At 63.1% G+C, this 20,038-nt stretch carries 22 protein-coding genes; 5 read left to right on the top strand and 17 right to left on the bottom strand.

Annotated elements, in window-relative coordinates; translation table 11 throughout:
* Positions 1-77 precede the first annotated feature (77 nt).
* The 3 genes from EB233_RS05245 to EB233_RS05235 all read left to right on the top strand — a co-directional run bounded on the left by EB233_RS05245 (position 78) and on the right by EB233_RS05235 (position 2,517).
* The gene (locus EB233_RS05245; RefSeq protein WP_064991048.1) at positions 78-1,337 is read left to right on the top strand and encodes a ubiquinone biosynthesis hydroxylase; all 1,260 of its coding nucleotides are present in this window, start codon (positions 78-80) and stop codon (positions 1,335-1,337) included.
* A gap of 254 nt (positions 1,338-1,591) precedes the next feature.
* The gene (locus EB233_RS05240) at positions 1,592-2,014 is read left to right on the top strand and encodes an IS110 family transposase (protein WP_244277765.1); all 423 of its coding nucleotides are present in this window, start codon (positions 1,592-1,594) and stop codon (positions 2,012-2,014) included.
* Positions 2,011-2,517: a transposase gene (locus tag EB233_RS05235; protein WP_081294230.1), complete on the top strand. Its 507-nt coding sequence runs from the start codon at positions 2,011-2,013 to the stop codon at positions 2,515-2,517. The genes EB233_RS05240 and EB233_RS05235 overlap by 4 nt, the downstream gene beginning before the upstream one ends.
* 195 nt (positions 2,518-2,712) lie before the next feature.
* Here the strand turns inward: EB233_RS05235 and EB233_RS05230 are convergent, their stop codons facing one another.
* From EB233_RS05230 to EB233_RS05220, 3 genes are all read right to left on the bottom strand, one after another.
* Positions 2,713-3,243, bottom strand: a complete 531-nt coding sequence (locus EB233_RS05230) for a hypothetical protein (RefSeq protein ID WP_064991047.1) — start codon at positions 3,241-3,243, stop codon at positions 2,713-2,715.
* A 261-nt stretch (positions 3,244-3,504) separates the two neighbouring features.
* Positions 3,505-3,861 carry a YciI family protein gene (locus EB233_RS05225; RefSeq protein ID WP_064991046.1) on the bottom strand — a complete coding sequence of 119 codons (357 nt, stop codon included), beginning with the start codon at positions 3,859-3,861 and terminating at the stop codon, positions 3,505-3,507.
* Entirely contained in the window at positions 3,858-4,085 is a 228-nt protein-coding gene (locus EB233_RS05220) for a hypothetical protein (RefSeq protein ID WP_064991241.1), read from the bottom strand. Before EB233_RS05220 ends, EB233_RS05225 begins: the two co-directional genes overlap by 4 nt.
* A gap of 219 nt (positions 4,086-4,304) precedes the next feature.
* Here EB233_RS05220 and EB233_RS05215 point away from each other — a divergent pair, with 219 nt between their 5' ends.
* Positions 4,305-4,730: an OsmC family protein gene (locus EB233_RS05215; RefSeq protein ID WP_064991240.1), complete on the top strand. Its 426-nt coding sequence runs from the start codon at positions 4,305-4,307 to the stop codon at positions 4,728-4,730.
* A gap of 214 nt (positions 4,731-4,944) precedes the next feature.
* Here the strand turns inward: EB233_RS05215 and EB233_RS05210 are convergent, their stop codons facing one another.
* The 8 genes from EB233_RS05210 to EB233_RS05175 form a co-directional block, all read right to left on the bottom strand.
* Entirely contained in the window at positions 4,945-5,574 is a 630-nt protein-coding gene (locus EB233_RS05210; RefSeq protein ID WP_064991045.1) for a YceH family protein, read from the bottom strand.
* Between the two features lie 250 nt (positions 5,575-5,824).
* The gene (locus EB233_RS05205) at positions 5,825-7,543 is read right to left on the bottom strand and encodes a sulfatase-like hydrolase/transferase (RefSeq protein ID WP_244277754.1); all 1,719 of its coding nucleotides are present in this window, start codon (positions 7,541-7,543) and stop codon (positions 5,825-5,827) included.
* Between the two features lie 291 nt (positions 7,544-7,834).
* On the bottom strand, positions 7,835-8,614 hold the full coding sequence (locus EB233_RS05200) for a succinate dehydrogenase iron-sulfur subunit (protein WP_027053204.1): 780 nt from the start codon (positions 8,612-8,614) through the stop codon (positions 7,835-7,837).
* Complete coding sequence (locus EB233_RS05195; RefSeq protein WP_064991043.1) at positions 8,614-9,051, bottom strand: DUF3052 family protein; 438 nt, start codon at positions 9,049-9,051, stop codon at positions 8,614-8,616. The genes EB233_RS05200 and EB233_RS05195 overlap by 1 nt, the downstream gene beginning before the upstream one ends.
* A 2-nt stretch (positions 9,052-9,053) precedes the next feature.
* The gene (gene sdhA / locus EB233_RS05190; protein WP_064991042.1) at positions 9,054-10,889 is read right to left on the bottom strand and encodes a succinate dehydrogenase flavoprotein subunit; all 1,836 of its coding nucleotides are present in this window, start codon (positions 10,887-10,889) and stop codon (positions 9,054-9,056) included.
* Position 10,890: 1 nt separating this feature from the next.
* On the bottom strand, positions 10,891-11,289 hold the full coding sequence (gene sdhD, locus EB233_RS05185; protein WP_064991041.1) for a succinate dehydrogenase, hydrophobic membrane anchor protein: 399 nt from the start codon (positions 11,287-11,289) through the stop codon (positions 10,891-10,893).
* A gap of 2 nt (positions 11,290-11,291) precedes the next feature.
* On the bottom strand, positions 11,292-11,711 hold the full coding sequence (gene sdhC / locus EB233_RS05180; RefSeq protein WP_064991040.1) for a succinate dehydrogenase, cytochrome b556 subunit: 420 nt from the start codon (positions 11,709-11,711) through the stop codon (positions 11,292-11,294).
* Between the two features lie 259 nt (positions 11,712-11,970).
* Positions 11,971-12,402: a hypothetical protein gene (locus tag EB233_RS05175; protein WP_064991039.1), complete on the bottom strand. Its 432-nt coding sequence runs from the start codon at positions 12,400-12,402 to the stop codon at positions 11,971-11,973.
* A gap of 316 nt (positions 12,403-12,718) precedes the next feature.
* Here EB233_RS05175 and EB233_RS05170 point away from each other — a divergent pair, with 316 nt between their 5' ends.
* On the top strand, positions 12,719-13,081 hold the full coding sequence (locus EB233_RS05170) for a hypothetical protein (RefSeq protein WP_027053210.1): 363 nt from the start codon (positions 12,719-12,721) through the stop codon (positions 13,079-13,081).
* 113 nt (positions 13,082-13,194) lie between these two features.
* Here the strand turns inward: EB233_RS05170 and EB233_RS05165 are convergent, their stop codons facing one another.
* From EB233_RS05165 to EB233_RS05140, 6 genes are all read right to left on the bottom strand, one after another.
* Entirely contained in the window at positions 13,195-14,403 is a 1,209-nt protein-coding gene (locus EB233_RS05165; RefSeq protein WP_064991038.1) for a GGDEF domain-containing protein, read from the bottom strand.
* A 74-nt stretch (positions 14,404-14,477) separates the two neighbouring features.
* Positions 14,478-15,674: a diguanylate cyclase gene (locus EB233_RS05160; protein ID WP_064991037.1), complete on the bottom strand. Its 1,197-nt coding sequence runs from the start codon at positions 15,672-15,674 to the stop codon at positions 14,478-14,480.
* A gap of 164 nt (positions 15,675-15,838) precedes the next feature.
* Positions 15,839-17,248 carry a 3-isopropylmalate dehydratase large subunit gene (gene leuC / locus EB233_RS05155; RefSeq protein WP_027053213.1) on the bottom strand — a complete coding sequence of 470 codons (1,410 nt, stop codon included), beginning with the start codon at positions 17,246-17,248 and terminating at the stop codon, positions 15,839-15,841.
* Between the two features lie 288 nt (positions 17,249-17,536).
* Positions 17,537-18,172 carry a class I SAM-dependent DNA methyltransferase gene (locus EB233_RS05150; protein WP_064991036.1) on the bottom strand — a complete coding sequence of 212 codons (636 nt, stop codon included), beginning with the start codon at positions 18,170-18,172 and terminating at the stop codon, positions 17,537-17,539.
* 54 nt (positions 18,173-18,226) lie between these two features.
* Entirely contained in the window at positions 18,227-19,039 is an 813-nt protein-coding gene (locus EB233_RS05145) for an amino acid ABC transporter permease (RefSeq protein WP_064991035.1), read from the bottom strand.
* A gap of 146 nt (positions 19,040-19,185) precedes the next feature.
* The gene (locus EB233_RS05140) at positions 19,186-19,983 is read right to left on the bottom strand and encodes a transporter substrate-binding domain-containing protein (RefSeq protein WP_064991034.1); all 798 of its coding nucleotides are present in this window, start codon (positions 19,981-19,983) and stop codon (positions 19,186-19,188) included.
* Positions 19,984-20,038 lie beyond the last annotated feature (55 nt).

Here is a 20,038-nt window from a genome sequence, read left to right as displayed (position 1 = left end):
GACAGGAAGAACGAGCCGTCAAGGGCGCAAGCGCCGGTCGGCGCGCCTCAGGGTCGCCGAGAGAAGGAGCCAGGACAATGGAACGCAAGACGGACGGCAAGACCAGATCCGGGCTCGATGTCCTGGTCGCCGGCGCCGGCTATGTCGGGCTGGCCACCGCCGTCTCGCTGAAGCAGGCGCGGCCCCATTTGGCCGTGGCGCTTGTCGATGCCGCGCCCGCCGGCGCCTGGCAACGGGACGGCCGCGCCTCGGCCATTGCCGCCGCCGCATGCCGCATGCTCGACCAGCTCGACATCTGGGCCGAGATTGCGCCGCAGGCCCAGGCGATCACCGAGATGATCATCACCGATTCGCGCAGCGCCGACCCGGTGCGCCCGGTGTTCCTGACCTTCGGCGGTGAAGTCGCGCCGGGCGAGCCCTTCGCTCATATGGTCGCCAACAAGTCCTTGAACGGTGCTTTGCGGGCCAGAGCCGAAAAGCTCGGCATCGACATCATCGAAGGCGTGGCGGTGCAGGGCTTCGAGACCAATGGTGCCGGCATATCAGTGCATCTGGCCGACGGCGCCGCGCTGACGGCTCGGCTGCTGGTCGCCGCCGACGGCGTCAATTCGAAGCTGCGCGACATGGCCGGCATCAAGACGGTAAAGTGGGAATACGACCAGTCGGGCATTGTCTGCACCGTGGCGCACGAGCGTCCGCACAATGGCCGCGCCGAAGAACACTTTTTGCCAGCGGGCCCCTTCGCCATCTTGCCGCTCAAGCCGGACGCGGACGGCACCAACCGCTCGTCGATCGTCTGGGCCGAACGCACGGAAGACGCCAAGGCGCTGGTGGAGGGCGACGACCTCGTCTTCGAGCATGAACTCGAACGGCGTTTTGGCCTGAAGCTTGGCGAAATCCGCGTCGCCGACAAACCGCGCGCCTGGCCGCTTGGCCTGACCATCGCGCGCGCCTTCGTCGCGCCGCGCGTCGCCCTTGCAGGCGACGCCGCCCACGGTATTCATCCGATTGCCGGCCAGGGCCTCAATCTCGGCTTCAAGGATGTGGCGGCCCTTGCCGAGGTGATCGTCGAGGCCGATCGGCTCGGCCAGGACATCGGCGCGCTCGACGTGCTCGAGCGCTATCAGCAATGGCGCCGTTTCGACACGGTGCAGATGGGCATCACGACCGATGTGCTGAACCGGCTGTTTTCCAACGACATCACCCCATTGCGCACCGTGCGCGACATCGGCCTCGGCCTCGTCGAGCGCATGCCGCGCCTGAAGGAATTTTTCATCCGCCAGGCATCGGGGCTTTCCGCCGCCACGCCGCGGCTGTTGAAGGGTGAGGCGATCTGACCGTCTCGCAGCGACACACGACCTCGTCATCCACGGGCGCAGCAGGAGCGAAGCTCCGTCGCGGAGACCCTAGGATCCTGTGTGTTGTTCCCATGCTATGATTGAAGTGGGAAGGAGACCGAGAGGATCCTGGTCGTCTTTTTGAGGACAGGCCGCGGCATGGCTCGGTCCCTTCCCACCGGTGAACCCATCAACCTGAACAGTTGCACGGGGCTGTTAGCTGCAGACCCCGCACCACAGGAAGAGGCGTGGACATGATAATTCAGAACTATGTCGGCTGCGACATCTCCAAGCAGTGGCTCGATTTTTTTGATGAGACAAGCGGTCGGTGCCAGCGCATCGACAACCAGGCCGATGCGATAGCTGCTCATGTGGCAGGCCTTCACCCCGGCCAGGATTTTGTGGTCATGGAAGCGACAGGCGTCCATGACCGGCTGCTGCGCCATGCCCTGGCCAAGGCAGGTGTGGCGTTCTCGCGGCACAACCCGACACACACCCACAATTATGCGAAGTCGACGGCGCGACGCGCCAAGACCGATCCTCTCGACGCCAGGATGCTGAGCGGCTATGGCCGCCGCTATCACCCTGAAGCCGAGCCGGCGCCGCGTGAGGAAGACGAACATCTTCAATCGCTTGCCGCTACCGCGATCAGCTGGTCGATACCAGGGCAAACTTGAAGAAGCAGCTCAGTGAGGCTTTTGATGAGATCGTCATCGCCGGGTTCGAAGAGATGATCACTGACTTCAACACACGCATCAAGGCGCTCGAGAGCCGGATCGCCGAAGCCATTCGTCAATCCGAGGATACTGCCCGCGACAATGCGCTGATGGTTTCCGTGCCCGGTGTCTCCAAGGTCACCGCGTTCTCCCTGCTGGCGCACCTGCCCGAGCTCGGCCTGCGCTCACCCAAGTCGATCGCCGCACTCGCCGGCCTTGCCCCCTTCGACAACAAGAGCGGCAAGCTCAACCGCAGGAGCCAGATCCAGGGTGGCCGATCGCGTGTGCGCCGTGCTCTCTACATGGCTGCGCTCGGCGCCATCCGAGCTTGTGAGCGCTTCAGAGCTTTCTATACCGCCATCGCAGTCCGCTCAGGCTCGAAGAAGCTCGCCATCATCGCCGTCGCAAGGAAGCTCCTCGTCGTCCTCAACGCCATCATTCGAGACAAAAAAGCTTTCGCATGAACACAGTTGCCATGCCGGGACCTTGGTCGGAGGGTGCGCGCAGAATTCTGCACCGTGGCGGCGCTTCCGAGTCCCGGCATGGATCCCTTGGGCTGCGGAGCAGCTCCAGGGGTCTGCGCCGTCGCTTCGCTCCTTGCCCGGCCATAGGATGACGAAGTGATGGGCGTTTCGCGCCAATCGCCAAGGCCGGCGATCTCAATTCACCTCGAAACCCAGCTTCTGCCTCAACCTCAGAACCCGCTGATCAGCGATCCTGATGCTCTGCTCGCCGCCCTGGGCCACCCGGTTCAGCATCCGCAGCAGATCCTCCCTTTCATGCGGATCGAGGCGTTCGCGCAGGAACGGCGCCAGCTTGTCGATGACAATGGTGGTGTCGTCGATCTGCGAGGCGGCCCATTTGGCGTAGACAACCGCCTCGTCGGTCTTCTTGGGACCGTCGGCGATCTGCGAAATCACCTCGCGGATGACGGCTTCGCGCTTTGGCAGCACAGGACCTTGTTCCGAAACAATGGCGGTGATCAACGTCGCGGCGGCCACCACCGGATCGTCGATCGCCGTCAGCGGCGACAGCGCGGCCTGATTGCGCAGCTTCTTGCGACGGATGTTGCCTTGCACGCGCCCGACGACATCGGCGACCTCGCGCGCGGCGTCGTTCATGGCCTTCATCCGGTACCACCAAAACGCCGCCGCTCCGAGCACGCCAAGGACAGCAATCAGGAAAGGCATGCCGATATCCCCCAAGTCTTGCGCGACGATAGGAGAACTCGTGGTTCGCTTCAACACGCAAGAGTTGCCACCACGCCTTCGTCATCCTCGGGCGAAGCAGGAGCGAAGCGACGTCGCGGAGACCCCCGGAGTTGCTCCGCAGCCCAAGGGATCCATTCCGTGACAGAGGCCGCGAAAGCCGCGGACAGCCGGCGCGTTCTTTCACGCCACCTCTGTCCGCCGGACACAGCCGGATCGGCCGCTTCGGCCTCGACCCGTCATCTACGACCCCGGTATGTCGTAGATCGCCCGCACCTCGATCGTGCCGAGTTCGGCCAGCGGAATGCCGGCGGCGATGTCCAGCGCTTCCTCGAGATTGCCGGCTTCGACCATGACGAAACCGAGCAACTGCTCCTTGGTCTCGGCGAACGGACCATCGATGATCAGCCGCTTGCCCTGGCGCCGGCGCACCGTCTTGGCCGTCTTCACCGACTGCAGCGCCTCGGCGGCGATCAGCTTGCCTTGCTGATCCAACGCCCTGTCATAGGCCAGCGAATCGGCGTCGAGCTTGGCCCCTCTCTCGGCGGTGAGCGCGTAAAGGTCCTTTTCCTCGCCATAGACCAGGCACACGTACTTCATTTCCAGCTCCCTTGTTGTGACGGACCATAGGATGCGGTGGCGAGCGTGTCAGCCCTGCCTTCGACCCCCGCCGCATGGTCGAGAAGGCATGCCGCGACTCCGATGATGGCGACCGCCGCCATCAGCCTGCCAAAGACCGGCGCCGGCGGGTCCAGCCAGAAGTCTTCCTGTCGCTGAGGCCGGTCGCCTGAGCTCTTCCACAGCGCGAAAAACAGATTGTCCATGCGAACCTCCATCCGACCACGATCCCGTGGCCGCCCTCAGGACGACCGGCCCCGATGGAAGCCGACATTTTTGCGCGCGCTTTATTTGGAAGAAATTTTGCCGCTGATGCCGATGTCCCCGTTTCGCGGCCATGGCGCGATGGCCTTCCCTCGCGCCCGCGCTATAGTTGGGAGGAACGCTGGCGCCGGGCCGGCGCAATCGAGGCCAAGGAGGACTTCATGGACCGCACAGCAAACGCCGTCTGGAAAGGCAATCTGAAAGAAGGCAAGGGCACGCTCGACAGCCAGAGCGGCACCCTGAAAGGCACGCCCTATTCGTTCAAGGCGCGCTTCGAGGATGAAAGCGGCAAATCCGGCACCAATCCGGAAGAGCTGATCGCGGCCGCGCATGCTGGCTGCTACGCCATGCAACTGTCGCACTTCCTGGCCGAGAACGGCACGCCCGCCGCCGAACTCGACGCCAAGGCCGTGGTGACGCTGGTTCCAGGCACCGGCATCACCGGCAGCGCCATAACGCTGGTCGGCAAGGTGCCGGGCATCGACGCGGCAAAGTTCAAGGAATTGGCCGAGAAAGCCAAGGCCGAATGCCCGGTGTCGAAAGCGCTCGGCGCCATCGACGTTTCACTCGACGCGAAGCTGGGGTGAACGGTGGTTTATTGACAAGCCGCGTTCCGTCGCGCCCACCTCTGCCCTGCCGGGCATCTCCCCCACGAGGGGGGAGATCGGCAGCTTCGCCGTCCGGCCTCTTCTGCGACGTTGAAAATTGGCGAAAGCCGGCGTGACATCCAATCTCCCCCCTTGTGGGGGAGATGTCCGGCAGGACAGAGGGGGGCGCTGTCCCGCCAATGTCTCTAGTGAGCTAGCCGCCCAGCGCTTCGATCTTCGCCCGTAGCGCGGCAACCTCTTCTTCCAGCGCCTGCACGCGCGCTTCAAGATCGAAGGAAGGCATCGATGTCGCGCTCCGTTGAACCGCTAGTGCCGCAACATCCACTGGCCCGCTCAACAGATGCACGTAGCGGTCCTCGCGCTGGCCTGGTCCTCGCGCAATTTCCTGGATCAGCGGCGGCCGGCGGCCGATCAGCATGTTGAGTTCAGCGCGTAAATCCTCGATCGACGAAAACCGCGCCATGCGCTCGCTTCGCGCCAGCAATTCATGGGCCGTCTGCGGCCCGCGCAACAGGAGCAGGCCGATGAGGGCGGTCTGCGGCGTGGTAAGCGAAAAGCGCTGTGCCATCTGATGCTCGTAGCGCTCGACACGCGACCCGAACATCTGCCGCACCAGCCCCTTCTGCTCAAGCAGCTTCAGCCCCCGGTGCACCTCGGTCTGTTCCAGCGCCATCACCGGCTCGCGCGCCGTCTTCTGGTTGGCGGCGGCAAGTGCTGCGTTGAGCGTCAGCGGATAGACATCCGGCGTCAGCTCCTTCTTCTCGATCAGGCAACCGAGCACGCGCGCTTCGACGGGACTAAGGATAGGAAGGTCGTCGCTCATGAAAGTTGTTCAGCCTCCCGGCGGTAAAACGCGGTTGCAAGGGCATGTTTCCCCGCCCGGCCGGCCTCATCCCTGACCGCCGCGGCAAGATTCATTGCATGGTGATCATAGCGCGGTTCGAGGTAGCGAGCGATTGCGGTCCGGACTAGACCAGAGCCCATTCCGGTGTCTGGCTTTTCTGCTCGATCAGGTCACGGATTTCAAGGCGCGATCTGGCATCCAACCTATGCAATGGGTCACACGCTGGCATCTAATCCAACTCGACTTTGGCCGCCACGTCCGTCCGTGACGGTTTCAGCTTCCAGAACGATCTGACGAGCACATCTTCGGCATAGATCGCCTCGTCGAACCGGGCTTGTCCAAACACTTCCGCCAGCGTCGGGCGATCCCCGAGTAGCGAGACCCCGAAGGCAGCCTGATCGTTCGCCAGCGGCACGCCCAGCGCGTCAAGGATAGTGGGAAATATGTCAATCGTCCCCGAGATCCCGGTATACGCCTCTGAGGAAATGCCGTCCCCCGACAGGGAGAAAAAGTTGCGTCGGTCGTACTTGTTCAGACGATCCGTCACAGTGCTCGGCGCGCTAAGGTGGTCGCTTTGCAACGCCAGAACTGTGTTTGCCATCAGACCTTCGGCCTCGGCTTCGTGGATGAAGTCCGCGATGAGCATGTTCGTGCATTTCACGGCATGGAGGATGTTGGGGGTCTGTCGGGGAAGTCCCGTCTTGCCGATGCATTTGTCGGTCAGGTAGCCATCAATCGCATGACCGCCGCTGACGGCGATCGTCAGCGAGAACGGTCTGCCGTCTTGCTGCGCGCGCCTCAAAACGTCGAGGCTCATATCCAGTACCTGGGCGTCGTCGGCGCCGAATGTGCTGCCAGGCCCGCCGACGGCGGCCTCCACCTCGGCTCCCCCCATAATCGACGAGTAGCCATGCGACGCATAGAATGAACCCTGACCGGTAAAGCCGAGCGGCCAACCCGAAATGAAGTTCTGCCGATAGCCTCGTGCCTTTAGAACGTCGCCCAGGCATGTCAGGCCTGGCAGGAATTGCGAATTCTCCTCCAGATATTGGCGCGTTGTGAAATAAGTCATCAGCAACGGCGTTCCGCAGTTCGCCGCCACCATCCCGGCCATGGAGTTGTTGGTGTAGGCAAGTTGCACCATGTTCGTCGCCGAAAGGCCGCCCTTGTCGAATTCGAGCAGCGGATCCATGACGTCGCCGAACTCCGCCTTGTCCATGTAAGTGCGCTCGGCGCTCTCGATGAAGATGTGAACGAGGTTCTTTGGCGCGCCCGCCACGGCCTCCGGTCTTGTTAACGCAGTGATGTCGACGAACCGTGTGGATAGAAAATCATGCAACGGGTTGGGATACATCGCTGCGGAGATCGGACGCGTGAGCATCGGGTTAGCCGCCAGGAAGAACGTCATCAAGGCGACATCCAATCCTCTGGTCAGCGTGCCGCGCGCCTTCAACGCGCCAAGTCCGACGAGGACGACCACAATGACCAGTATCGTGCCTCCGGTATGTAGCAGATACTCAAAGACGACAGCGGGCGTCAGGATGCCCGCATCGACATGCATGAACATCGCACCCCAGTCAAAATAGCCGAAGACATTTTCGAGATAGACATAGACGAGGAATAAAAGGCCGGGGAAGAGCGAGAAATAGAGCCTGAACCGCCCGCTTTCCCGCCCATCCGCCTTCTTGTCCCGGAAGCCGTCAAGCAAGAGAAGCGCGATCAAAATGCCCAGGCCGAGAGCGGCAACAAACCTCTTTTCCTGCAAATGGATCAGTGAAACAAGCCAGGTCAGCGACCCCACTGTTGTGGAGCTGATCAATAGCCCGGATACTGTGTAACGATTTATGATGACGCAGCGCATAACTTTGCTCTCAAGCGACAAACTCGAAAGTGGATATCGAGAATCACTTAAAGCTATACTAAAGAAATGCTGCACGATCTCGTGCATCAGGCAATCAATTACTTGCAGTACTGCTAATATAGGATCGTCGAAAAAACCTCAGCCGGGGCGAATGGCATGTTTGAAACAGCGGTTAGGGCTCGGCGCGCCGGCAATTCACGAGCGGTCGACGCCCCACCCCAATCAGAGCAGACCAGGCAAGGCGACAGCGCCTCATGCTTCACCTTGGCGACTGGCGAAAGCCGCAATGACAGCCAAATCTCCTCCTTGTGGGGGAGATGTCCGGCAGGACAGAGAGGGGCGCGAAGGATCTCGGCCTGAGAATGTTAAGCGGCAGGCCTAGACCCGCCGCTCCACCATCATCTTCTTGATCTCGGCAATCGCCTTGGCCGGGTTGAGGCCCTTGGGGCAGGTCTGCGCGCAGTTCATGATCGTGTGGCAGCGATAGAGCCGGAACGGATCTTCGAGATTGTCGAGCCGCTCGCCCTTGGCCTCGTCGCGGCTGTCGATCAGCCAGCGATAGGCCTGCAGCAGCGTCGCCGGGCCTAGATAGCGGTCGCCGTTCCACCAGTAGCTTGGACACGAGGTCGAGCAGCAGGCGCACAATATGCACTCATAGAGCCCGTCGAGCTTTTCGCGGTCTTCATGGCTCTGCAACCATTCCTTGGCCGGCGTCGGCGAGACCGTCTGCAGCCAGGGCTGGATCGAGGCGTGCTGGGCATAGAAATTGGTGAGGTCGGGCACCAGGTCCTTGACCACCTGCATATGCGGCAGCGGATAGACTTTGACAGCGCCCGAAATGTCGTCGCAGCCCTTGGTGCAGGCCAGCGTATTGGAGCCGTCGATGTTCATGGCGCAGGAGCCGCAAATGCCTTCACGACATGAGCGGCGCAAGGCCAGCGTCGGGTCGATCTTGTTCTTGATCCAGAGCAGCGCGTCGAGCACCATCGGCCCGCAATCGTCCATGTCGACGAAATAGGTGTCGATGCGCGGGTTCTCGTCATCGTCCGGCGACCAGCGGTAGATGCGGTATTCGCGCAAATTGGTGGCGCCTTCCGGCTTCGGCCAGGTCTTGCCCTGCTGGATCTTCGAGTTCTTGGGGAGCGTCAGTTCGACCATTACCTCAGGTCCTTTCGGATGACGAGCTTCAGCCCGGACCAGATTTCATTGATGCCGGCGACCTTGACGTCGACAAGGTCGCGCTTGAGCGCTTGCGCGCGCACGACGCCTTCGGTGACATCGGTCGGCACTTTCGAGGCCTTCTTCGGCCAGGACACCCAGACCATGCCGTCTCGCTTGATCGCCGCCTCGACATCGCCGAGGCGATCCTCGATCTCGGCGCGCTGCCTGGTGAAGGCGTGGACGGCATCGTATTTTTGACGGCTGCCCGAAATGCCGGACCAATCGGCCAGCCGGTCGACCTCGGCAAAGGCCACGGCCTCCGCCAGGTCGTCGAGCTCCGCCGGCAGCGCGATGAAGGCGGCGACCATGCCATCCTTCAGGCCAAGCTTGGCCGGAAGGGGCGTGCCGGAATATCCCGTCGCCGCCATGGCCATCGTCAGTACACCCTGGCCTTCGGCGCGATCTTGGCGAGACTGATGCCGCCGTCCTTTTCGGCCAGCAGTGGCTCGGTGTGCACGGGCCGGTAAGAGAGCGTCACCTTGCCGTCTTCGCTCAGCCGCGCCAGCGTGTGCTTGCGCCAGTTGGTGTCGTCGCGCGCCGAAAAATCCTCGCGCGCATGGGCCCCCCGACTCTCCTTGCGAGCCTCGGCGCCATAGACCGTGGTGATGGCGTTGGCCATCAGGTTTTCCAGCTCCAGGGTTTCGACCAGGTCGGAATTCCAGATCATCGAGCGGTCGGAGACTTTTAGATCCTTGAGTTCGCCCCAGAGTTCCGAAATGCGCTTGCAGCCGTTCTCAAGTGATTCCTGGGTGCGGAACACGGCGGCGTCTTCCTGCATCGCCTTCTGCATCTTTTCGCGCAAGCTGGCCGTCGGCGTCGAGCCATTGGCGTGGCGCAGCCGGTCGAAGCGGTCCATGATCTTTTCGACCGAGGCCTCGTTGGGCGAAGGGATCGGCGCCTTGCGATCGATGACCTGGCCGGCGCGGATCGCCGCCGCGCGGCCGAACACCACCAGGTCGATCAGCGAGTTCGAGCCAAGTCGGTTGGCGCCGTGCACCGAGGCGCAGCCAGCCTCGCCGACCGCCATCAGGCCGGGCGACACCTTGTCCGGGTTTTCCGCCGTCGGGTTCAGCACCTCGCCCCAGTAATTGGTCGGTACGCCGCCCATATTGTAATGCACCGTCGGCAGCACCGGGATCGGCTCCTTGGTCAGGTCGACGCCGGCGAAGATCTTGGCCGATTCCGAAATGCCGGGCAGCCGCTCATGCAGCACCGCCGGGTCGAGGTGGTCGAGATGCAGGAAGATGTGGTCCCTCTTCTTGCCGACGCCACGGCCTTCGCGAATCTCCAGCGTCATGCAGCGCGAAACGACGTCGCGCGAGGCAAGGTCCTTGGCCGACGGCGCGTAGCGCTCCATGAAGCGCTCACCTTCGGAATTGACCAGATAGCCGCCCTCGCCGCGCGCGCCCTCGGTGATCAGGCAGCCGGCGCCGTAGATGCCGGTCGGGTGGAACTGCACGAATTCCATGTCCTGCAGCGGAAACCCGGCTCTGGCCGCCATGCCGCCGCCGTCGCCGGTGCAGGTGTGCGCGGACGTCGCCGAGAAATAGGCGCGGCCATAGCCGCCCGTCGCCAGCACCACCATCTTGGCCGAGAAGCGGTGAATGGTGCCGTCGTCGAGATTCCAGGCGACGACGCCGGTGCAGGCGCCGTCCGGCTCCATGATCAGGTCGAGCGCGAAATACTCGATGAAGAACTGCGCGTTGTTCTTCAGCGACTGGCCATAGAGCGTGTGCAGGATGGCGTGGCCGGTGCGGTCGGCGGCGGCGCAGGTGCGCTGCACCGGCGGGCCGTCGCCATAGTTCATCATGTGGCCGCCGAACGGCCGCTGGTAGATCTTGCCCTCTTCGGTGCGCGAGAACGGCACGCCGTAATGCTCGAGTTCGTAGACCGCGGCCGGCGCCTCGCGCACCAGATACTCCATGGCGTCGACATCGCCCAGCCAGTCCGAGCCCTTGACGGTATCGTACATATGCCACTGCCAGGAATCCGGGCCCATATTGGACAGCGAGGCGGCGATGCCGCCTTGCGCCGCCACCGTGTGCGAGCGGGTCGGGAACACCTTGGTGATGCAGGCGGTGCGCAGGCCCTGTTCGGCCATGCCTAGCGTGGCGCGCAGGCCGGCGCCGCCGGCGCCGACGACGACGACGTCGAACTTGTGGTCGACAAAAGTATAGCCTGCCGTGTTGGCTGATTTCGCGTCCTTGGCCAACTCAGCCTCCGAATGCCAGCTTGAGCAGGGCGAAGATCGAGGCGACGCCGACCGCTACCGTGAAAAATGTGTTGAGCGCGATGAGCGCCAGCTTCATGCCTTCGCCGTGCACGTAGTCCTCGATGATCACCTGCATGCCGAGCCGCATATGGTAGAGCCCCGAGACCAGCACCAGGGTCATCACCAGCGCCACGAACGGATTGGCAAGCGCTGCCCGAACCTCGGTATAACCAGCGCCGTTGAGCGCGATCAGCAAACCGACGAAGAACAGCGTCAGCGGAATGTTGGCGAGCGCCGTCAGCCGCTGGCGCCAGAAATGCTGCGTCCCCTCGCGAGCCGAGCCGAGACCGCGGACCTTCGCCAGCGGCGTGCGCATGTCGGTGTTGTTCCTGCCGCTCATGATCAGTGTCCCCGCGCCATATAGCCGGCGATCCAGATCAGCAGTGTGAGCAGGATCGAGCCGGCCAGCGTCGCCCAGGCGATCTTCGAGGCTGTGTGCTTTTCGAGGCCGGCGCCCGTATCCCAGACCAGGTGGCGCACGCCACCCAGCATGTGGTGCATCAATGCCCAGGTGTAACCGAACAGGATGAGCCGGCCGAGCCAGGCGCCGAAAGCCCAGTTGACCCAATCGAAAGCGCCTTGCGAGCTTGCCGCCGCCATCAGCCAGACCGCGACCAGCAGCGTGCCGAAATAGAGCGCTCCGCCGGTGATGCGATGGATGATCGACATCGTCATGGTGATCGGCGGCCGGTAGATCGTCAGGTGCGGCGAGAGCGGCCGTTCACGTCTGGCGAATTCGCGGGTGGCTGGTGATTTGCTCATGGCTCCCCCAGGTTCGGCGTCTCTGGCGCCGCGGGTGGAAATGCGGCATCGCCGCTTCCGGTTGCGACTTCGGACAGCCGGTTTCTAATGCTCTTTTTGCACCGCGTCAAAGCCAGAAAACCGTTTCGAAAACGTAATTTAGTCTGACTAAAAGGCGGGGCGGGCCTTCAATCGATTAGGGGTGGAGGACCCAAAGCCGGCTCGATATCGCTGCAGTGCAGCATGCCTGGTCCACAGCCCGGTTGTGGCGGGTTTCGCGCTATCGCTTGCAGGTGCGCGGCGTCGAGCCCCTCTTCATCACCAGCGCCTCACGCCCGTCGATCACGATTGCGTTATGCGTGGCTGCCTCCTGATAGCGGCTGGACTGGTTGGCGGGCGATGCCACAAACTCTTCGGTCGCGCCATCCGGCTCGATCACCCGCAACGACGAGCCGAGATTCTGAATGGTGATCGCGCGCCCGTTGCCGCATCCATAAGTTGCCGTTCCCACGGCCGATCGCGGCGCGGTGAGATCTGTGATGATCTTGTTGGTCGCCGGTGCCGGGGGCGCCGCCGCGGCTGCGATGGACTGCTGAGCCGGCGCCGACGGGGCGGTGTTGGCCACCTTCGGCGTGCCATCCTGCGGCACGCAGGCAACAACGGTAACGAGCAACGGAAAAACGGACACAAAAGCCGTCCGGCGTAGCGCCATATGCTGTCCTCCCCCACGGCAACTAGCCACGATGACGCGCCAAGATCAAGATTGCTGCGGCGTTACCCTTGGATCCGTTCGATGCCGGCCGCGATGGTGCGGCCAAGCATGGCCGAATGATGGCCAACGGGGTTTTCCCCCAATCGGAAATTAACCATGTTTGACGAGACATCGCCGCGCTGGCGGGCCAGCCTCTTAACAAAGGTTAAGAAAAGGTTAATTTCTGATTCGAGGAGGCGTGCATGCCGCCCGGAGCCGCGCCAGCGGTTTCAGTCGACGAGATGCATCCCGTCAGACCTCTAACCTGGAGGACGCCATGCGTTCCAAATCGAGCAATTCGCGCCTGGCGGCGCTGGCACTGACCGCACTGGCCACGGGGTTCGCCGCCCCGGCGCTGGCCGACGGGCGCCATCAGGATCGCGTCTACGCCGATTCCTTCGGCAATCTCGTCATCGACAGTGCCGCCGGCTACAAGCGTATCATCGTCGGCGAAGGCAAGTTGGCCAAGCAACTGTCCGACTACACCAGCGCCGGCCAGCCCAAGGTGATCTACCAGAACGAGGCCGACGAGGTCTCGGGCTACAGCGATTGCTACCGGCCGCCGGTCTTCGTCAAAGGCCGCAGCTACATGTACGGGCTGTCCGATGGCGAAATGCCCGAACTCAGCCCCTGCCGCTAGAGCAATTCCAGGAAAAGTGTGTAACGGTTTTCCCGGGAGAAGCGCACGGCGCTTCCCCTTAGGAATTGCTCAAAAAACAAAGCGTTAGATCAGGATGACGATTCAACCAAACGTCATCCTGATCTGAAGTTGACGGCGATCGCGTTGGACGGCCATTCGCCTCCCGGCCCGGCTGAGATACGCACGCAGTCGCGCCCGGCATTCTTCGCCAGATAAAGCGCCTCGTCCGCGCGCCGCATGAGATCGGCACTGGTTTCACTGGGATGAAGTTCGGCAACCCCGAAGCTCGCGGTGCAGCGATTGTCAGCCGGCAGTCCATCGATGGGCAACGCGCCGAAGGCGCTGCGCGTGCCTTCCGCGAACAGCCGGGCGGCCGCCAGATTGGTTCCCGGCAGAATGATGGCGAATTCCTCGCCGCCGATACGGCCCGCGACATGCCCGGTGGCGGCCCCTCGCAGGAAACCGGCAAAGGTCTCGATCACCCGGTCGCCGGAGGCGTGGCCGAAATTGTCGTTGATGCTTTTGAAATGATCGAGATCGGCGATGACCAGCGTGACCGGCGCGCCTTGCCGCAAGGCGCCATGCACGGCCTGCTCGACCTCGCGCGTGAAGGCACCGCGATTGAGCAGTCCCGAGAGTGTATCGATCTCCGACTTCGAGGTCACTTCGGCCAACACCTCACGCACCAGGATCGCCAGCACCAGCAACGCCACGGCCAGGGCAAAGACAGTGCCGAGCGATTGCGACACCAGCGCGTAGTTGCTCTGCAGATAGGCTTGCGGATTGGCGCCCCAGCCGCCGAGCGCATGCGCGATGAACGGCTTGGAGGCGAATTGCACGCCGCTGGCGGCCAGCACCGCCATCAAGATGCGATCGAGCCGGCCACGCTTTTGCCTGGACGACCAGACAATGGCCAATCCGACGAATTGCATGATGGCATAGGGAAGCTGGTAGGCCATCATGCGGGCCAGTGACTGGCGCGGCAGGTCCTGTACGAAATAGACGGTGATGGTGGCGGCGACCAGAAAGAGCAGCATCGGCGGCCATGGCGGCGCGACGCCGTATTTGCGGGCCAGTCCGGCATTGAAGGCCATGGTGGCGACTAGAAAGACCGCGAAGGCGGTAACCACCGGGATCCGGGCATCGGTGAAGGCGGGAATGCTGAATTCGATCGCCGAATAGGCCATGCCCAGGACATAGCCTGACGCAAACCAGCGCGCCGGTGCGCGACCGACATCATGGAACGCGACCGCCAGGAAGGATGCCGCCAGCAGGCCGGCAACCGACAGGTTGATCAACAGGATGAAGTTGGCTCCGCTCATCTCTTTCCACGCCCTACGCCCGAGCTAAACATCGACGGGCGAAAAAGACGTTAACGTGAGTTTGGATACACGCCTCAGCCGGTCCAGGACGGCTCCGGCACGAACAGTGTTTCCGGCCGTTCGTAGGAGAGGCGCACGCTGTCGCGGCCATTTTTCTTGGCTTTGTAAAGCGCCTCGTCCGCACGGCGCATCAAGGGCTGCAAGGCCTCCTCGCCACTGCGGGCCGCCACGCCGAAACTGGCGGTGACCTTGGTGCCGGGGGGAAGCCCGTCGACACCGCCGGCCGAGTAGAGCGTGCGCACCGCCTCGGCGAACAGCCGTGCGGCGGCGAGATCGGTAAGAGGCAGGACGACCGCGAACTCCTCGCCGCCAATGCGTCCGGCAGCCCCGCGCGCGCCGGCCGCCGTGCGCAGCTTGGCGGCGAAATCGGCGATCACCCGGTCGCCCGCGGCGTGCCCATGCACATCGTTGAGCGCCTTGAAATGGTCGAGGTCGGCCAGCACCAGCGCCACAGGAAACTTCGCTGCCGCGCAACGCTGCAACAGGAACTCCGCCCGCTCCTCGAAGCCGCGCCGGTTGAGCAGGCCCGATAGCGGATCGGTATAGGTCTCGGCCTTCAACGCCTTCATCACGTCGAGCGCGGCGGCGGTGAACAGGCAAAGCGCGATCAGCAACGACAGCAGAGCATGCGACAGCAGCGCCGTCGTCCAGTAGGACGAGCCGTAGAACCCGTCATAGCTGGTGAATGGCCCATGCGCGATAACGACGATCAAAGTGCGCACGAAGAAATTCAGGCCCGACAGCAGCGACAGCACGAACAGGATTTTCTCGGTCGGGCCGTTGTTGCGTACCGGCCGCAACTCGGCGGCAACCAGGAGGCTGATCCCGCCAAAGCCGAAATTCATTGCCAGAACGCGCCAGGTGAGATCCGGCGCGACGAACAGGAACCAGCAGAACGACGCCAGGCCCCCGCCAGCCAGCACGCCGATCCCGACAAAAGGCACCTTGCGGCCATAGCGGGCGACGATGGCGCCCGACAGGCAGCAGCCGGCGAAGGTGAAGCAGATGTTGGAGACCAGCTTGGTCAGCGACATGCCGATAGGCAAGGTGAAATACTGCAGTAGAAATCCCAGGGCCGAAACACAGTAGCTGAACCCCAGCACGGCCAGATAGGGGCGGTGGCGCTGATAGGTCCATAGCACGAGGAAGGCCGCGCCGAGTGCCAGCGCGATCGTTGGATTGAGCAGCGCTATATACAGACCGGTGTCCAAAGGACGATGACTTCCCCTCACTGACGTCGGGGAAGACTTTAGACCGCAAGCGCAAACAAGCAGTTAAGCGCGGGCAAATATGCGGCCCGCACGAATGAAAAAGACCCCGGAACCGCAAGGCGATCCGGGGTCTGGCAAGTCACCAAAACGTGTGGACGGGACGTTTATTTCCAGTCGCGGATGTCGACGAAGTGGCCGGCGATCGCCGCCGCCGCCGCCATCGCCGGCGACACCAGATGGGTGCGGCCCTTGAAGCCTTGCCGTCCCTCGAAATTGCGGTTCGAGGTCGACGCGCAACGTTCATGCGGCTTCAGCCGGTCGTCGTTCATGGCCAGGCACATCGAGCAGCCCGGCTCGCGCCAGTCGAAACCCGCGGCGCGGAAGATCTTGTCGAGGCCCTCGGCTTCCGCCTGTTCCTTGACCAGGCCCGAGCCCGGCACGATCATCGCATCGACATGCGCACTGACCGTCTTGCCTTCGACCACCTTGGCCACGGCGCGCAGATCCTCGATGCGGCCATTGGTGCAGGAGCCGATGAAGACGCGGTCGAGCGTGATGTCGGTGATCTTCGTTCCCGGCGTCAGGCCCATATAGTCGAGCGCGCGCTGCTTGGAAGTGCGCTTGTTCTCGTCTGATATGTCGTCCGGGTTCGGCACGATGCCTTGCACGGAGACGACATCCTCGGGCGAGGAGCCCCAGGAGACGATCGGCGGCAGTTTCGCCGCGTCGAGCACGATCACCTTGTCGAAATGCGCCCCTTCGTCGGACTGCAGCGTCTTCCAGTAGGCGAGCGCCGCATCCCAGGCCGCGCCCTTGGGCGCGCGCGGCTTGTCCTTGACATAGGCGAAGGTGGTTTCGTCGGCGGCGATCAGGCCGGCGCGGGCGCCGCCCTCGATCGACATGTTGCAGATCGTCATGCGGCCTTCCATCGACAGCGAGCGGATCGCCTCGCCGGCATATTCGATGACGTAGCCGGTGCCGCCGGCCGTGCCGATCTCGCCGATGATGGCGAGGATGATGTCCTTGGCGGTGACGCCTTCCGGCAACTGGCCGTCGACGCGCACCAGCATGTTCTTGGCCTTGCGCTGGATCAGCGTCTGCGTCGCCAGCACATGCTCGACCTCGGACGTGCCGATGCCGTGCGCCAGCGCGCCGAAGGCGCCATGCGTCGAGGTGTGGCTATCACCGCAGACGATGGTCATGCCGGGCAAGGTGAAGCCCTGCTCGGGGCCGATGATGTGGACGATGCCCTGGCGGATATCGTTCTCGGAATAGTATTCGACGCCGAAATCCTTGGCGTTCTTGGCCAGCGCCTCGACCTGGATGCGGCTCTCCTCGTTCTTGATGCCGAACTTGCGCTCGGGCGAGGTCGAAACATTGTGATCGACCACGGCCAGCGTCTTCTCCGGATGACGGACTTTCCGGCCGCTCATGCGCAGGCCTTCGAAGGCCTGCGGGCTGGTCACTTCATGGACGAGGTGGCGGTCGATATAGAGCAGGCAGGTGCCGTCGTCCTGGCGGTCGACAACGTGGTCGTCGAAAATCTTGTCGTAGAGGGTGCGCGGTGCGCTCATGTGCGTAAATCCGTCGATATGAGAATGGGAAAGAGCAGGTGCCGGCAAGCCTTGGTCCGGCGCAACGCCCTGGACAGGTCGGCCTAGCTAAGTCGGCTGGTCAAAGCGCCGCTGACGCGCGCGGAAAAGCGCGACGGCAGGCGTTTCCTGTCCTGCAGCACGAACCCTTTGTAGGCCGGATCGCCAAAAAGCTCTTCCATGGCGGGGTAGATAGCAATGTTTTGGCTTTTCGGCAATTGCGGCTTGCGCGACTCCTCCTTGTATCAGAAGGGAAGAAGAAGGCAGCGCTCACATCACCTCGAACACAAACGTCTTCACCAGCGCGTCCGGTTCGGCGATGGCGTAGCAGCGGAACCATGAGCTTTGTTCGACCGGTCGCCATTTCCTCGTCCGCGTCAGTTCGTCGAACACCGCCTGAAAGCCGCCGCTTTCAAACACCTGGTCGCGCACGGTGAAGATGGCGTGGCCGCCCTTCTGCGTGATGCGCACCAGTTCGTGCAGGCTTGAGGCCGGCGCGTGGCTGATAGTGAAGACGCCTGTCGAGAAGAAGGCGCGGAAATGCCCGTCCGCCCAGGGAAGCGGTCCGCCGAGCATCGCCTGCTTCAGCTCGCTATAGGCGTTGCGGCTGCCGGCGATCTTCAGCATGTCGTCCGACAGGTCGAGGCCGGCAATGTCGCCATAGCCCAGCGCTTTCAGCGACGGTCCCGACAGGCCGGTTCCGCAGCCGGCATCGAGCAGCGGCCCCTCGCCCGCCGGTACATGGCGCGCCACCCAGGCGGTGATCAGGAACGGCAGCAAATAACCGAGCGAAGCTGTTTCGCTGTCATAGGTCGCGGCCCATGCGGCATAGGCCTGCGCCAGCGTTTCCGGCGTGTCGGCTCCGTAGACGGAATCGAGCGCCGCATTGGCCTTGTCGACGATCATGAGACCTCCTCAACGAGATATGCCGGGGATCGTAGCGCCGTCTTCGCCGGAAAACTATTCCTCATGCTGGTTCCGCAGCCGCCGTTCCAGCGCCCGCAGCGCCAGCGACAGGCCGACGGTCAGGATGAGATAGATATAGGCCACGATCGAATAGGTCTCGAAGAAGCGGAACGAGCCGGCGGCATAGACCTTGCCCATCTGGGTGATGTCGGCGACGCCGAGCACCGAGACCAGCGAGGAATCCTTGACCAAAGCGACGAAATCATTGCCGAGCGGCGGCAATATGGTGCGGATCGCCTGCGGAAAGACGATCAGCCGGAAGCGTTGCGAGCGGCTCAGCCCAAGCGCCTTGGCCGCCTCGATCTGGCCTTTCTCGACTGACTGGATGCCGGCGCGAAACACCTCGGAGATGAAGGCGGAGTAGCCGATGGTCAGCGCCATGATGGCGCGCCACAACAGCGACACGTCGCGCACCAGCAATTCGCCGAGATAGCCCGCGCCCTGCAGCGGCGCGGTCAGCGTGTTCCATGCCGCGACCAGGGCTGGCGCGCCGGCAAACGCGATCCAGAACAACAGCACCAGGATCGGCACGCCGCGGATGATCTCTACATAGAAGCGGGCGACCTGGCGCAGCCAGGGCGAGCCGGACAGCCCCATCAGCGCGATGCCGAGACCAATGATCGACGCCAGCGCGAACGCCACCACGGTGACGAAGACGGTGATGCCGATGCCCTTGGCAACGGTGGCGAAGACCTGGGCATAGAGATCGCTGGCGGCGATGAACAAGGCCGCGGCCAAAGCCAGGACGGCAGCGACGGCGAGCCACCAGGGGAACTCAGTTTTGGTGGAAGTCGGTCCAGCGGACATCAGAAGATGCCGTGGGTGCGGAAATCCCGGAAGGGCTGCGCCAAGGCGCCTCCCTCTGGCTTGCCGGACCCGGCAGGACACAGGGGGGCGCTCAGGCGCAAACTAGGCGCGAGGTTCTGCACAGCCACTGTCGTCGACAAATGGGACTACTGACCCATCTTGTAGTCAAGGAACCACTTCTTGTTCAGCGTATCCAGGGTGCCGTCCGCCTTCAGTGCCGCGATCGCGGCGTTGACCGGCTTCACCAGGTCGGATCCCTTCGGGAAGATGAAGCCGAAGTCCTCGGTGCCGAGCGGGCCGCCGATCAGCTTCAGCTTGCCTTCGGAGGCATCGACATAGCCCTTGCCGGCGGTGCCGTCGGTCAAAACGACATCGACGTCGCCTGACTTCAGCGCCTGCACCGTGGCGCCGAAGGTCTCGAACAGTTTGATGCGGGGGTTCTGCTCGTTGCCGTCGAGCACGCTGTAGACGGCTGTGTAGAAGGGCGTGGTGCCCGGCTGCGCGCCGATCAGCCCGTCCTTGAAGGCACCGAAGGTCTTGGCGTCGGTGAAGCGGCTTTCGTCGCCGCGAACCAGCATGAACTGTTCCGAGCGCATGTAGGGGTCGGAGAAATCGACCTTCTCCTTGCGGTCGTCCTTGATGGTGATGCCGGTCATGCCGATGTTGTACTGGTTGTCGGAAACCGCCTGGATCATCGCGTCCCAGGAGGTGTTCTGGTACTCGACCTTGAAATTCAGCCGCTTGGCGATTTCGTTCATCGCGTCATATTCCCAGCCGATCTGTTTTCCGGTCTTGGGGTCGATGAACTGCAGCGGCGGATAGGCGTTTTCGGTCACCACCACCACCTTTTTGCCGCCGAGGTCGGGCAGCGCCTGCGCGAAGGCGGCAACGGGCGCAAGCATAAGGGCAAGCAGGCCGGCCAGCAGCAGTTTCGACTTGGTCATGACACACTCCGAAAATTGAAAGCGCCCGGATGGGCTTACAGAAAATCCGGCGCCG

Origin of the sequence: Mesorhizobium erdmanii (assembly GCF_013170725.1) — a bacterium.
Lineage (GTDB): Bacteria > Pseudomonadota > Alphaproteobacteria > Rhizobiales > Rhizobiaceae > Mesorhizobium > Mesorhizobium erdmanii.
This window is presented reverse-complemented; position numbering and strand designations above follow the sequence as displayed.